Annotated in this window: 11 protein-coding genes and 2 pseudogenes; 5 read left to right on the top strand and 8 right to left on the bottom strand. The window is 63.9% G+C overall.

The features are described 5' to 3' along the window. Positions 1–89, top strand: a pseudogene (locus ASF60_RS24835) (IS5/IS1182 family transposase); the annotation flags it as partial. Positions 90–547: 458 nt separating this feature from the next. On the opposite strand, the pseudogene ASF60_RS25880 reads toward ASF60_RS24835, so the two are convergent. From ASF60_RS25880 to ASF60_RS21670, 4 genes and pseudogenes are all read right to left on the bottom strand, one after another. Continuing rightward, a pseudogene (locus ASF60_RS25880) lies at positions 548–766 on the bottom strand (nucleotidyltransferase domain-containing protein); the annotation flags it as partial. Then, positions 766–1,068 (bottom strand): hypothetical protein, encoded by a 303-nt coding sequence (locus ASF60_RS24840; protein WP_156634354.1) that lies wholly within the window; start codon positions 1,066–1,068, stop codon positions 766–768. The pseudogene ASF60_RS25880 and the gene ASF60_RS24840, both read right to left, overlap by 1 nt. Before the next feature lie 30 nt (positions 1,069–1,098). Continuing rightward, on the bottom strand, positions 1,099–1,905 hold the full coding sequence (locus tag ASF60_RS24845) for a pentapeptide repeat-containing protein (RefSeq protein ID WP_156634356.1): 807 nt from the start codon (positions 1,903–1,905) through the stop codon (positions 1,099–1,101). 21 nt (positions 1,906–1,926) lie between these two features. Next, positions 1,927–3,255 carry an MFS transporter gene (locus tag ASF60_RS21670; protein WP_244478538.1) on the bottom strand — a complete coding sequence of 443 codons (1,329 nt, stop codon included), beginning with the start codon at positions 3,253–3,255 and terminating at the stop codon, positions 1,927–1,929. 524 nt (positions 3,256–3,779) lie between these two features. Here ASF60_RS21670 and ASF60_RS21675 point away from each other — a divergent pair. The 4 genes from ASF60_RS21675 to ASF60_RS21685 all read left to right on the top strand — a co-directional run bounded on the left by ASF60_RS21675 (position 3,780) and on the right by ASF60_RS21685 (position 7,069). Continuing rightward, on the top strand, positions 3,780–5,060 hold the full coding sequence (locus tag ASF60_RS21675) for an O-acetylhomoserine aminocarboxypropyltransferase (protein WP_056190122.1): 1,281 nt from the start codon (positions 3,780–3,782) through the stop codon (positions 5,058–5,060). A 67-nt stretch (positions 5,061–5,127) separates the two neighbouring features. After that, complete coding sequence (locus tag ASF60_RS24850; RefSeq protein ID WP_156376018.1) at positions 5,128–5,289, top strand: hypothetical protein; 162 nt, start codon at positions 5,128–5,130, stop codon at positions 5,287–5,289. Between the two features lie 62 nt (positions 5,290–5,351). After that, entirely contained in the window at positions 5,352–5,738 is a 387-nt protein-coding gene (locus ASF60_RS21680; protein WP_056190123.1) for a response regulator, read from the top strand. A 35-nt stretch (positions 5,739–5,773) separates the two neighbouring features. Continuing rightward, entirely contained in the window at positions 5,774–7,069 is a 1,296-nt protein-coding gene (locus ASF60_RS21685; RefSeq protein WP_056190125.1) for an O-acetylhomoserine aminocarboxypropyltransferase/cysteine synthase family protein, read from the top strand. 31 nt (positions 7,070–7,100) lie between these two features. Here ASF60_RS21685 and ASF60_RS21690 read toward each other — a convergent pair whose 3' ends face one another. The 4 genes from ASF60_RS21690 to ASF60_RS21705 all read right to left on the bottom strand — a co-directional run bounded on the left by ASF60_RS21690 (position 7,101) and on the right by ASF60_RS21705 (position 13,373). Continuing rightward, the gene (locus ASF60_RS21690; RefSeq protein ID WP_056190127.1) at positions 7,101–8,120 is read right to left on the bottom strand and encodes a PAS domain-containing protein; all 1,020 of its coding nucleotides are present in this window, start codon (positions 8,118–8,120) and stop codon (positions 7,101–7,103) included. Positions 8,121–8,395: 275 nt separating this feature from the next. Further along, positions 8,396–9,415 (bottom strand): PAS domain-containing protein, encoded by a 1,020-nt coding sequence (locus tag ASF60_RS21695; protein ID WP_056190129.1) that lies wholly within the window; start codon positions 9,413–9,415, stop codon positions 8,396–8,398. Positions 9,416–9,808: 393 nt separating this feature from the next. After that, positions 9,809–10,783 carry a PAS domain-containing protein gene (locus ASF60_RS21700; protein WP_162241342.1) on the bottom strand — a complete coding sequence of 325 codons (975 nt, stop codon included), beginning with the start codon at positions 10,781–10,783 and terminating at the stop codon, positions 9,809–9,811. A 250-nt stretch (positions 10,784–11,033) separates the two neighbouring features. Beyond that, entirely contained in the window at positions 11,034–13,373 is a 2,340-nt protein-coding gene (locus tag ASF60_RS21705) for a putative bifunctional diguanylate cyclase/phosphodiesterase (RefSeq protein WP_162241343.1), read from the bottom strand. Positions 13,374–13,412 lie beyond the last annotated feature (39 nt).

Below are 13,412 nucleotides of genomic sequence, written 5' to 3' on the forward strand. Positions count from 1 at the left end.
TCCGTCGCATCGCCACCCGCTACGACAAGCTGGCCCGAAACTACGCCTCGGCCGTCGCACTCGCTGCCGTCATCGCCTTCTGGTGCTGATCGAGTCCAGACCCTAGCGTTTTGACAGCGACTTGATTTCCTTTTTCTGAAAAATATTTAATTGAACCCTTAGCGGTATGTATCAAGTAGAAAGGTATTTTTTTCGTTCCAAACTCAGAAATAATTCTATCAAACTCATTGAGATCTGTTCTAGACACGGTTGGTTCGTCTTTGTGGCTTAAGAGATCGAAAGTTTTATCGGAACCTGATATTTTGCTCAAACCATAAGCGTCGAATATGGGATTATCATTTTGAACACTCAAGGCAATTAAAATAGTGCGGACACACCAAGCCATTCTTTTATTGAATATCCTGTTGGCATCAACGCTAGGCGGGTATTTGGTTGAGTTTTTAAGTAAAAACCAGCCCAATTCCGAGGCGTTTCTTATATCTTCCTGATAAGTGCTTTTGTACTGAAAGGCGCGTTCCGCTAAATGATGAAGAGAGTTTGGATCATACAGAACCTTTGATTCCTTTATTATATGAAGAATAAATAGGTCTCCTTGCGAGGATGCTTTAAGAAAATCAGACTTCGGATAAAAAGAAATATTAATTTTTCCCTCCGAAGCGTTCCTTTGCCAATTTTCTTCGGTGACGCATAGAATATCAACGTCAGATCTCTGATTGAAATCTCGACGGGCATAACTACCAAATAAAAATTGAGCTAGGATTGACACTATCTAATCCGGCTAACGCGACCGATGATGGTCGGAACGAAAACAGAATACCAGATCAGTCCTGCCACCATATTGCAAGTGAATGCAAATCTCTCGGAGTTAGTGCAGGAAATCGCTGCGTGCTTCGTGTAGCCAATCAGCAGAGAGATGTCGACGCTAGCTTCCAGAGCCGCCCACGCGTTTTGCCGCATCCCCGTTAGATAATACAGCAACGCGAAAACTAAAATAACAGCAATTCCAATCAAGGTTGGTTTCGCTACGCTTTCTCCCCAGTTATTAATACGACCAATAAAATTCATCATTAAAAATTCAGATTTTAGAAGGACTAGCCTTCAGACTAATTGTATTTCTTTATCAAGACCTGGTTTTGACGCTAATTCATATCTATTATTACTCATTTTTGCTATCAGAGATTGTCTTTGGTTAAATTTCAAAATTGCATAATAAGATTTTTCTTCCCCGGATACTGCAAGGTTAGCAAGCAATGTCCGAGAAATTGAAACTTTTGTTCCATCTAAACGCATTGATTGATATGATAAAGAAGTGCCATTTTTTCTTAATATTTCCGGATCTTCATTCAAATAAACGTTGCTGATAAACTCGGTCGGATTCGTGAATAGTGTTCCATCAAGAATAGTCTCGTTTCCAGAAAAGCCAATCTCGATAAATTTGCAGTCTCGAAATTCGCAATCGACGAACGTCGACAAGCTAAAAGAGGTTCTGATGAACGTACAACCCTTGAATCGTGCTCTACGCCAAGAGCTGAGGCCGAAATCACATTTATCAAATACACATTTTTTAAATGAAGGACTTGATTGCGAAAAGTCGCCATCGAAATCACAGCTTTCGAATGAAGCCGATTGAATAACCTCTCTATCAAAATTTGCGAGTTGCACCAGGAGATTGCGCGCAGTGAGGACAGAGTGATAATTTCGCTTGTCGCCCAAAATCCGCCAAGGCGCTTCGCTAAACGGCCATTCGTCGGTCGGATTAAATATAGGTTCAAAATAACTTTTAAATCTTTTATCCCGCTTATTGATGCAACTTACTGTAGATAATGATTCTGACGAAGATTTTGATTGAAGGCGCGCCTTCCTCGAATTGCGCCTTATTTGATTTTTCTCGTGTCTCGATATCATGATTTGTTCCGACGCAGATATTTAGTTCTGGTACACGGTCAATCCAGTGTACTTGGTCTCCGCCATCAAAGCCACAGCCACGAAACTAACCCCAGCCGCGATCGCCAAATACAACCCCACCCAACCCACACCGCCCCATTCCGACAGCCGCTGCGCCAGATACGGCGCGGCGGAGGCGCCGAGGATGCCGGCGAGATTGTAGGTCACGGAGGCGCCGGTGTAGCGCACGCGGGTGGGGAACAGTTCGGGCAGCAGGGCGCCCATGGGGCCGAACAGCCAGCCCATGGCGAACAGGCCGAGGCACAGGAAGCCCAGGACGAGGCCGCCCTGGCCGCTGCCGAGCATCGGGCCCATCAGCAGGCCGAGGCTGGCGGTGAAGACGAGGCCGGAGAGCAGGACGGGGCGACGGCCATAGCGGTCGGCGGCCCAGCCCGAGAGCGGGATGCCGAGGCCCATGAACAGCACGGCGACGCATTCGAACAGCAGGAAGGTCGGCCGGGTGAAGCCGAGGGTCGAGACGCCGTAGCTCAGGGCGAACACGGTGGAGAGGTAGAACACCGCGTAGCAGGCCACCATCGCGAAGGTGCCGAGCAGGGTGGCGCGGATGTACTTGGTGAAGATCACCGCCAGCGGCACGCGCTCGGGGGCGGCCTTCTCAAGGGCGGCCTTGAACACCGGGGTCTCGGTGAGTTTCAGCCGGACATAGAGCCCCACGCCGACCAGCACGGCGCTGGCCAGGAACGGGATGCGCCAGCCCCAGGCCTGGAAGTCGGCCGGGCTCAGGGCCAGGGCGAGGCCGAGGAAGCCCAGATTGGCGGTGATGAAGCCGACCGGCGCCCCGAGCTGCGGGAAGATGCCATAGAGGGCGCGCCGGCCCGGGGGGGCGTTCTCCACCGCCAGCAGGGCCGCGCCGCCCCACTCGCCGCCGAAGCCCACGCCCTGGCCGAAGCGCAGGACGCAGAGCAGGAAGGGCGCCCACCATCCGGCGGTGGCATAGGAGGGCAGGCAGCCGATCAGCACCGTCGACAGGCCCATGATCATCAGGGAGGCCACCAGCGTGGCCTTGCGCCCGACCCGATCGCCAAAGTGCCCGAAGAACGCGGCGCCGAGGGGGCGCGCGATGAAGGCGATCGAGAAGGTGGCGAAGGCCGCCAGCGTCTGCACCGCCGGATCGCCGGGCGGGAAGAAGATCGGCCCGATCACCAGCGCGGCGGCGGTGGCATAGACGTAGAAATCGTAGAACTCGATCGCGGTGCCGACGAAGCTGGCGATGAGGATGCGGGCGGCCGGAACGGTGTCGCTGGGCAGGGTCGGGCGGAGGGCGGGCTGGCGGGGGGCTGTGTGGCTCATGCGCGCGGCCTTAGCGCAGGCGCGACCGGCAGGATAGCGCTGGTGTGTGGGTTGGGCGTCCCCCTCCCCCTTATGGGGAGGGGTCAGGGGTGGGGGTGGACGGGCGACCCTCGGCTGGCAGCGCGTCCATATCCTGGTTTGCAAGTTCTGGTTTGCAAGTTCCGGTTTGCAAGCCGGACTGTTTCCTAGAACACCCGGTCATCCCGGGGCCGCGCAGCGGAGCCCGGGATCCAGAAACACAGGTGGTGCAAACGTGAACGCGGTTGGCGGGTCTGGATTGCACGCCGCTGGCGCGCCCCTTCGGGTCCGGGCTCGCCTACGGCGCCCCGGAATGACGGCGCTTCATCCCGGCGACAGCCCGGCTTTCCGAAAGACAGGCCCGGCCCGCCCCCGCCTTGACCCCCTCCCCCGTCCGGCATAAAGAACCAACGTTCGTTTCAGCGGATTGCGGCCTCTTCCGCCGGCTTCTGGCGGGGCGTAGAAGACACGCATGTGCGGGCCGGCGGGCCCGGGAGGATTTTGCGATGACCGATCGTCTGCCCGGCTTCAACACGCGCGCCATCCATGCCGGCGCGGCGCCCGATCCGACCACGGGCGCGCGGGCGACGCCGATCTACCAGACCGCCTCGTTCGTGTTCGACGATGCCGAGCACGCCGCCTCGCTGTTCGGGCTCGAAGCCTTCGGCAACATCTATTCGCGCATCACCAACCCGACCAACGCGGTGCTGGAGGAGCGCGTCGCGGCGCTGGAGGGCGGCACCGCCGCGGTGGCGGTGGCCTCGGGCCACGCGGCCGAGTTCCTGGTGATGCACGCCCTGATGCAGCCGGGCGACGAGTTCATCGCGGCCGACCGGCTCTACGGCGGCTCGATCAACCAGTTCAACCATTCCTACAAGAACTTCGGCTGGAATGTGGTCTGGGCCCAGACCGACGATCCGTCGTCGTTCGAGCGCGCGATCACGCCCCGCACCAAGGCGATCTTCTGCGAGTCCATCGCCAATCCGGGTGGCGTGATCACCGACATCGCGGCGTTGTCCGAGATCGCCCGGCGCCACAACATCCCGCTCATCGTCGACAACACGATGGCGAGCCCCTACCTGATCCGCCCCTTCGAACACGGGGCCGACATCGTCGTGCACTCGGCGACCAAGTTCCTCGGCGGCCACGGCAATTCCATCGGCGGCCTCTTGGTCGACGGCGGCACCTTCCCGTGGGCGGGCGATGCGCGCTTCCCCATGCTGTCGGCCCCGCGCCCGGAATATGCCGGCAAGGTGCTGGCCGAGACCTTCGGCAACTTCGCCTTCGCCATCGCCATCCGGGTGCTCGGCCTGCGCGACCTCGGGCCGGCCCTGTCGCCGTTCAACGCCTTCCTGCTGCTCGCCGGCATCGAGACCCTGCCGCTGCGGATGCAGCGCCATTGCGACAACGCGCTGGCCGTCGCCACCTTCCTGCAGGGCCACCCGGCGGTGGACTGGGTCAGCTATCCGGGGCTGGAGACCGACCGCTACCACCAGCTCGCCCGGCGCTACACGCCGAACGGGGCCGGGGCGGTGTTCACCCTCGGGCTCAAGGGCGGCTACGAGGCCGGCGTCAAGCTGGTCTCCGGCCTGACCCTGTTCTCGCATCTGGCCAATATCGGCGACACCCGCTCGCTGATCATCCACCCGGCCTCGACCACCCACCGCCAGCTCACCGATCCGCAGCGGATCGCCGCCGGGGCCGGGCCGGAGGTGGTGCGCCTGTCGGTCGGCCTCGAAGATCCACAGGATTTGATCGCGGATCTCGACGCGGCCCTGACGGCTTGAGCGGCGGCCGTGTTAACGCATCCTTTACCACGCGCGGTGGACCCTGGTCCGGCGACCCTCGGAGGCGATGATGTCGGCCTGGGCCACTGTGGACTCGATCAACGACGGATTGGCGTTCCTCGCCATCCTGGCCGGGCTGGTGTCGCTGGCGATCGCCTTCGCGCCGGAGTTGCCCGGTCGCCGCGTCACCGCGCCGGCGAAACGGATGCGCGACACCACCCGTTATTGACGGCACTGTCGGCGGGGAATAGGCCCCGACCGTCCCCGTATCGCGAGAACGTCCGGCCGCCGATGACGCAACCCCAGCCAGACCTCCCCGTCGTGCTCCTCGTCGAAGATGACGGCCTGCTCCTGATGGAAGCCGCCGACACCCTCGCGGATGCCGGGTTCGAGGTGCTGGAAGCGAGCCACGCCGACAACGCCCTCTCGGTGCTGGAGACGCGCAGCGACGTCGACGTGCTGATGACCGATGTCGACATGCCGCGCGGCTCGATGGACGGCTTCGCGCTCGCCCGCCTCGTGGCTCATCGCTGGCCGACCATCCCCGTCCTCGTCGTCTCCGGCATGGGCACGCCCGGCCCGAACGACATGCCCGACGGGGCGCGCTTCATCCCGAAGCCCTACGAGCCCTCGACCCTGGTCCGGACCCTGCGCGCCTTCACCCACCGCGCCGCCTGACCGCTCACCGCGCCCTTCACAGACGGGAGGCCCCGATGGCCACCGAGACCCAGACCCACCGCTTCGCGACCCAGGCCATCCATGCCGGCGCCGCGCCCGACCCCGCCACCGGCGCGCGGGTCCAGCCGATCTACTTCACCAACGGCTTCGTCTTCGAGGACACCCAGCAGGCGGCGGACATCTTCGCCCTGCGCCGCACCGGGTTCTCGTATTCGCGCGGCTCGAACCCCACCGTCGCCGCCCTGGAGCGCCGCGTCGCCGCCCTGGAGGGCGCCAAGGCCGCCGTGGCGGTGGCGTCGGGCCAGTCGGCCGTGCTGATGGTGCTGATGACCCTGATGAAGAGCGGCGAGGCCTATGTCGCCTCCTCGCGCCTGTTCGGCGGCTCCCTCGGCCTGATGAACCGCCTCGACGCGCGCTACGACCTCAAGCCCCAGTTCACCAAAGGGCTGACCCCGGCCGATTTCGAGGCGCAGATCACCCCGGAGACCCGGGCGATCGTGTGCGAGTCGATCGTCAATCCGTGCGCGACCGTGATGGATCTGGCCGGGATCGCCGAGGTGGCGCACCGGCACGGGCTGCCGCTCGTCGTCGACAACACCCTGGCCTCCCCGGCCCTGATCCGGCCGATCGAGCACGGCGCCGACATCGTCATCCACTCGACCTCGAAGTTCCTCGGCGGCTCGGGCCAGACCATCGGCGGGGTGATCTGCGATGCCGGCCGCTTCGACTGGGCGGCGGTGCCCGGACGCTACAACCTGATGAGCGAGCCCTGGGCCGATTACGACGACCTCGTGCTCACGGAGCGCTTCCCGGATTTCGCCTTCGCGTCGGCCTGCCGCGTCTTCGGCATGCGCGAACTCGGCCCCGGCCTGTCGCCGATGAACGCCTTCCTGACCCTGACCGGCATCGAGACCCTGCCGCTGCGGATGGAGCGGCACTGTTCCAATGCCCGGGCGGTGGCGGCCTTCCTCAAAGACCATCCGGCGGTGGCCTGGGTGAGCTACCCGGCCCTGCCCGGCCAGGCGGGCGAGGCCATGGCGGCCCGCTACGTGCCGCAGGGTCCGGGCTCGATCTTCACCGTGGCGCTGAAGGGCGGCGAGCCGGCGGCGGTCACGTTCATCATGAGCCTGAAGCTGATCTCGCACCTCGTGAACATCGGCGAGATCAAATCCCTGGCGATCCACCCGGCGACCACAACCCACCGCCAGCTCGACCCCGCCGACAAGGCCGCCGCCATGGTCGGTCCCGAGACGGTGCGCCTGTCGATCGGTCTCGAAAACGTCGAGGACCTGATCGCCGACGTGGAGCAGGCCCTCGCTCAGCTCGGCTGAGGCCGCTCCCTTCGCAACGACCGTCAGCGCGCTACGTCGCGCTGACGCCGATGACGCCGCCCTCCATCAGGGAGAAGCGGATACCGAAGCGGCGCAGGGTCGCCACGGCCTTGTGGCGGGACTGCAGCGCGATCCCGTCGATGTTCTCCTCCATGCGCTTGATGGTGGAGAGCGACAGGCCGGCGGCCTCGGCGAACTGGGTCATCGACCAGTCCAGCAGGGCACGGGCGGCGCGCAGATGACGTCCGTCGATGGCCTGCTCGAGACCTTCGAGAAATTGATCGGCGACCGGCGACATGGTCGAGCCCATCGGGCGGGTGACGCCGGCCCATTCCCGGACATCCCCGCCCTCAGTACGGACCGGGACGATGAAGCTCTCGAAGCGGCCGCGGTTGTTGCCGGCAAGGCGCAAGAGAGCGACCGACCGGTAGGCCTTCCCGGCCTCCAGCAATACTCCGTTCTCGACCCGCATGCGCTCCCGGTCCTCGTCCACGATGGCCACGAACGCATCGGTTGCGATTTCACTCATCGGGATGCCGGTCATTTCCGACGATTCTTCCTGCGATGAGAACCGATTGGTCTCATGGCTGGAGAAGGACAGAATGCGCTTTTCCAGAAACAGCGCCCGCCGATGCCGTTTCTCGGTCAAACGCGCCTGTTGCAGGATCGCCTGATCCGTCACGTCCAGCACGACCCCGGCCGCGCCACGGGGACGTCCGTCCACGCCCAGATAGATCTCGGTCCGAGCCGACAGCATGCGGACGGTTTTGTCCGGTCGGAGGATGCGGAGAGTCTGCTGGCCGAGCGTCACGCCGTGCCTCAGGTCGGCGCCGGTCTGCACCCTGTGGCGGTCCTGGGGATGGATCAGGCCGACCAGACGATCGTAGCTCGGCCGGGTACTCTGGGCGTCGAGGCCGAGCACGTGGAACAGGCCCGGCGACCAGACGTGCTGGTGGTCGACGAAACGCCAACCCCAGGTTCCGGTCATACCCTGGCTCTCGATCAGGGTGAGGAAATACCGGGATGAGAATCCGAGGTCGTCGACGTCCATGCGTTTCGGACCAAAAACCAACAAAAGATAGTTTTGACCTATAGTGACGATATTGGTCCGGGATCAACACGCGGTAATACAAGTTTACGTCAGTCAATCGAGAGTTGCATGAACGAACTCAAGCATCTTTCGGTCAGGACGAACTATCCATAGCAAGATGGGCAGGCCGACACCCGGGCGAGCCGGCGTCGATCACGCTGCTTTCGAGCCGGACGCTGAGTTTGCCGAACCGGACGCTGATTTTGCGTCTCGCGAGGTCCGGCCGGTCGACCGCTTCATGTCGCGCTGACGCCGATGACGCCGCCGTCCATGAGGGAGAAGCGGATGCCGAAGCGGCGCAGGGTTTCCATGGCCCGGTGTCGGGATTGGCTTGCGATCCTGTCGACGTTCTCCTCCATGCGCTTGACGGTGGAGAGCGACAGGCCGGCAGCCTGGGCGAGATCGGTCATCGACCAGTCCAGAAGCGCGCGGGCGGCGCGCAGATGGCGCCCGTCGATGGCCTGCTCAAGGCCCTCGCGAAGCCGGTCGTCGGCCAGGGGAGTGTGCGATCCGATGGGGCGGGTCAGGCTGCTCCAGTCCACCACCACGCCGGCCGCATCGCGGATCGGAACGGTGAACACCTCGAAGCGCCCGCGATCATCGCCGGCCAGGTACAGGACGGGTTTCGTCACATGCACCAGCCCTGAGCGCTGGCCCTCGATGCTCAGCCCGCGCCAATGCTCGCGCTCCTCGCGAACCACCGACTGGAAGGCATCTGCCGAGATGTCCTGGAGCGGCAGGCCGGTCAGCTCGGAGGCTTCCTGGGGCATCGAGAACGCGTAGTCCGGATCGTTGGAGAAGGTCAGTGTCCGCGTCTGCCGGAACAGGGCTCGCCTGCGCTGCTGCTCGATGATGCGGGCCTCGCGCAGCCGCTCCTGATCCGTCACGTCCAGCATGACGCCGGCCGCGCCGCGCGGACGTCCGTCCGCCCCGAGGTAGATCTCGGTCCGGGCCGATACGACACGGATTGCGTTGTCCGGACGGAGGATGCGGAGGGTCTGCTGGCCGAGCGTCACGCCGTGGATCAGGTCGAATCCGGTCTGCATCCTCTCGCGATCCTCGGGATGGATCAGGCCGACGAGACGATCGTAGCTCGGCCGGGTGCTCTGGGCGTCGAGGCCGACGACGTGGAACAGGCCCGGCGACCAGACGTGCTGGTTGTCGGCAAAGCGCCAGCCCCAGGTGCCGGTGACCCCCTGGCTCTCGATCAGGTTCAGAAACTGCCCAGACGAAAATACGAGATCGTCGACGTTCATTGGTGTCCGACCAAAGGAAAACAACAAATGATATTTAAATTGTATAATGTCAAATCGAACAAAGCATTTTTTCGTATGATGCAACTTAAAGTCGGTTATCTGGCGTACGAAACATGTAAATCAGACCGGATGGCGGTCGGTACCGAACTATTCGCGTGACGCGGTCGGCGTTGAACCCATGGCGAAGTGGTGCCGATGTTCGTCAGAGCCTGACGCTGTTCTTGCCCCGGGCGCATAACGTCCACTGGGCCGCCGCAGGGGCCGGCCCGACACGGTGCCGACGCCGACCGCCCTGGAGCATGCCGGGCACCTGATCGCCGATGGAATGCGGGCCCCGGCGCGACGCGGCCGAGGGGCTTATCCCAGGCAGGGTGCCCCGGCCGACGGAGCGCGTCAGGTCGCGCTGACCCCGATGACGTTGCCCTCCATCAGGGAGAAGCGGATGCCGAAGCGGCGCAGGGTCGCCACCGCCTTGCGACGGGACGCCGGCGCGGAGCCGTCGACATTCTCCTCCATGCGCTTGACCGTCGACAGCGACAGGCCGGCGGCCTGGGCGAGGTCGGTCATCGACCAATCGAGCAGGGCACGGGCGGCGCGCATGTGGCGCCCGTCGATGGCCTGTTCGAGCCCCTCCAGAAGCAGTTCGGTGGCCGGAGAGGCCTTCGAGCCCATCGGCCGGGTGATGCCGGCCCATTCTCGGATCGCTCCGCCCGCATCGCGGATCGGGACGATGAACGCTTCGAACAAGGCCCGATCATGCCGGGCGATGCGCATGTGGGGCGTCACCCGGAAGGCCTTTCCCGCCGCCAGTGCCTCGGCATTCTCGGCCCGCGCATGCTCCCGCTCATCCGCCACGATCGTCACGAACGCGTCGGCTGCGATTTCGTCCGATGAGAGGCCGGTCAGTTCCGAGGCTTCCTCCTGGCAGGTGAACAGATGGGACTGGTCGCTGAAGAACGTCAGGATGCGCTGGTCGTCGTACCAGGCGCGGCGGCGGCGCTGCTCGGCCAGGCGCGCCTCCCTCAGGATTTCCTGATGCGTCACGTCCAGCACGACCCCGGCCGCCCCGCGTGGGCGCCCGTCCGGGGTGAGAGAGATCTCGATCCGGGACGACAGCACACGGATCGCGCCGTCCGGTCGGCGGATGCGGAGTGTCTGAGGGCCGAGCGTCACGCCATGGAGCAGGTCGACACCGGTCTCCACCGTGTCCCGGTCCTGGGGATCGATCAGGCTGACCAGGCGATCGTAGCTCGGCCGGATGGTCTGCGGGTCGAGGCCGAGGACGCGGAACAGGCCCGGCGACCAGACGTGCCGGTTTTCGGCAAATTGCCAGCTCCAACTGCCGTTGACCCCCTGGCTCTCGATCAAATCAAAAAAATAACGAGAGGAAAATTCCAGGGTTTCGACGTACATTTGAATTGCGCCGGGAAACTCAACAATGATACTTGCCTCTATATTATCATTTATCGTTCAAGATCAATAGAGACTAATACAACCTGGGGTTGATGGTCCGTTCGTGGAAGCGCGTATCATGACTTGGTTTCTGAACTCTTGAGCGACTTGGTGGGTCAGCCCCTTCGCTCTTGGACGGTTCGGGGCGCCCTGACCGACGATCCGATCAGGCGATTTGGCGCACGATTCCCGCTTCCTCGTCGCCGAGCCGGTCCAGGCGGTTGCGCAGGAAACCCGGGACGCGGTTTGCCGCCATCGGCTTGGCGTGGAGGTAGCCCTGCACGAAGGTGCAGCCGTGGTCGCGCAGGAAGCCAGCCTGCTCCGCCGTCTCGACCCCCTCGGCGGTGATGTCGAGCCCAAGGCTGCGGCCGAGTTGCAGCACGGCGGCGACGATGGCGGCATCGTTGGTGTTGCGTCCCAGGTCCTGGATGAAGCTGCGGTCGATCTTGATCTCGTCGACCGGGAACTGCTTGAGGTGGGTGAGCGAGGCGTAGCCGGTGCCGAAATCGTCGAGCGCCACGCGGATGCCGGCCGCGTGCAATTCCGACAGGACGCTGCTGACCCGGTCCACGTGGCTGCCGAGCAGGACGGTCTCGGTGACCTCGACCCCGACCCGCGCGCGCGGGAGGCCGGCGCCGTCGACGTCGTCGAGGAAGGCCCGGGTCAGATCGCCGTGCGCGAACTGCACCGAGGCGAGGTTGAGGAAGACCCGGCCCGGCTCGAGTCCGAGGCCGATCCAATGCAGGATGTCGGCGATGATCTGCCGGCGCAGGGCGTCGCTCGCCGCGATGCCGATCTCGCCGTCGTCGAACACGGCCGAGAAGTCCCGGGGCTTGAGCAACCCGCGGGTCGGGTGCTGCCAGCGCGCCAGAGCCTCGAAGCCGATCACGGCCCCGGACAGCATGTCGATCTTCGGCTGGTAATGGGCCACGAGTCCGCTGCCCATCTCCAGGGCCGCGCGCATCTCGCGGGTCACCGTCACCCGGTCCTCGATGCTGGCCCGCAGCGCCGGCGCGAACAGGGTGGCGCGGTTGCGCCCCGAGGCCTTGGCGGCGTAGAGCGCGAGATCGGCATTGGTGAACAGGTCCGCCGGATTGCGCGCGTGCTCCGGATAGAGCGCGAGGCCGAGGCTCGCCCGGAGCGAGACGACCCGCCCGCCGATCGGCATCGTGGGACGCAGGGCGTCGAGGATGCGCGCCGCGACGTCGTGGATGCGGCTCCGGCCGGACCCGTCGGTTCCGCAGGAGAGGATGACGAATTCGTCGCCGCCGAGCCGGGCCACGAGATCGTCGGGGCCGATCACCTGACACAGCCGCCGGGCCACCTCCTTGAGCAGGGCGTCGCCGGAATCATGCCCGAGGGTGTCGTTGATCTCCTTGAACGCGTCGAGGTCGAGGAGGATGAGCCCGACCTGCGCGTCCTCGGAGGCGGCGCGCGCCAGGGCGGTGTCGAGCGTCGCCTGGAACAGGGCCCGGTTGGCGAGGCCGGTCAGCACGTCGTGGTTGGCGGCGAGGCGGATCTGCGCCTCGGCGGCCTTGCGGCTGGTGATGTCGACGAGGCTGGAGACGTGGCAGACGATCCCGTCGACCTGCAGCGTCTCGACCGACAGGAGCACGTCGCGGCGCTCGCCCGTGAGGACCTCGATGCTGGTCTCCCGGTCCCGGATCACCGCCTGGCGGCCCAGGATCTCCTGCACCTGATGGTGATCCGCCTGGGAGAGGAAATGCCGGGTCCCGTAATTGGTCAGAACGTCACCGGCGCCGATCTCGAAAAATCGGAATCCGGCATCGTTGGTGCTGACGAGTCGTCCGGTGGCGGCGTTCGACATGACGATCGGCACCGGGACCGCCCGGAACATCGCCTCGAACAACTCGCGGCTCTCCGCGAGTTCGCCGCTCACCTTGCGCTCGGCTCCGGCCGCAGCCCATTCGAGCCGCCGCAGGCGGTTCGAGCGCGCGACGAACAGCAGGATCGTCAGGATCGCCAGGCTGACCTCGATCGTCATGCCGATGCCCGCGGCGGGCGCGGATCGCGGCATCAGGTATCCCGCCAGCAGGACGATCCCGGAGAAGCTGCCGGCGATGGCCGTCCAGGCGAAGCTCAGCGGCAGCAGGAGCATGAAGGCGGAGGGAACCAGAAGGGTCGCCAGGACGGCGTTGTCCGTCCGCGACCCGCAGAGGCAGCCGATGGCCACGCTCACCAGCACCTGCCACAGGATGAGGAGCTGCTGCAGCCGGGCGAACGTCCGGATATGCGGCAGGGCGACGAGCCCGCCCAGGGTCGCCAACAGGATGGTGAGGCGTGCCACCAGCATCTCGCCGAGACCGTCCTGACCGCTGAGGAAGCTCGCATCGTTGGCAAACAGCAGCACGTTCACCGCGATGCAGGTCAGGAAGATCACCCACGTGTGCCGCAGCGTCTCCGGCAGGCGCTCCGCCTGGAACGCCGCTTCGCGGGAGGCGGAGGCGAACTCGCCGCCGAACGTGGTGAGACGATGAAGAGGCATGGGGCTGTAGGCTGCCATGCAAATATAGCGACGCCGTTA

The organism is Methylobacterium sp. Leaf113 (genome assembly GCF_001423325.1).
Classification (GTDB): Bacteria; Pseudomonadota; Alphaproteobacteria; order Rhizobiales; family Beijerinckiaceae; genus Methylobacterium.

What these genes read in the sequence shown, in the direction of transcription:
- ASF60_RS21675 (WP_056190122.1), top strand. Translation starts at nt 3,780, where the DNA reads ATGACCGATCGTCTGCCCGGCTTCAACACGCGCGCCATCCATGCCGGC.
- ASF60_RS24845 (WP_156634356.1), bottom strand. Translation starts at nt 1,905, where the DNA reads ATGATATCGAGACACGAGAAAAATCAAATAAGGCGCAATTCGAGGAAG.
- ASF60_RS21705 (WP_162241343.1), bottom strand. Translation starts at nt 13,373, where the DNA reads ATGCCTCTTCATCGTCTCACCACGTTCGGCGGCGAGTTCGCCTCCGCC.
- ASF60_RS21685 (WP_056190125.1), top strand. Translation starts at nt 5,774, where the DNA reads ATGGCCACCGAGACCCAGACCCACCGCTTCGCGACCCAGGCCATCCAT.
- ASF60_RS21670 (WP_244478538.1), bottom strand. Translation starts at nt 3,255, where the DNA reads ATGAGCCACACAGCCCCCCGCCAGCCCGCCCTCCGCCCGACCCTGCCC.
- ASF60_RS24840 (WP_156634354.1), bottom strand. Translation starts at nt 1,068, where the DNA reads ATGATGAATTTTATTGGTCGTATTAATAACTGGGGAGAAAGCGTAGCG.
- ASF60_RS21695 (WP_056190129.1), bottom strand. Translation starts at nt 9,415, where the DNA reads ATGAACGTCGACGATCTCGTATTTTCGTCTGGGCAGTTTCTGAACCTG.
- ASF60_RS24850 (WP_156376018.1), top strand. Translation starts at nt 5,128, where the DNA reads ATGATGTCGGCCTGGGCCACTGTGGACTCGATCAACGACGGATTGGCG.
- ASF60_RS21680 (WP_056190123.1), top strand. Translation starts at nt 5,352, where the DNA reads ATGACGCAACCCCAGCCAGACCTCCCCGTCGTGCTCCTCGTCGAAGAT.
- ASF60_RS21690 (WP_056190127.1), bottom strand. Translation starts at nt 8,120, where the DNA reads ATGGACGTCGACGACCTCGGATTCTCATCCCGGTATTTCCTCACCCTG.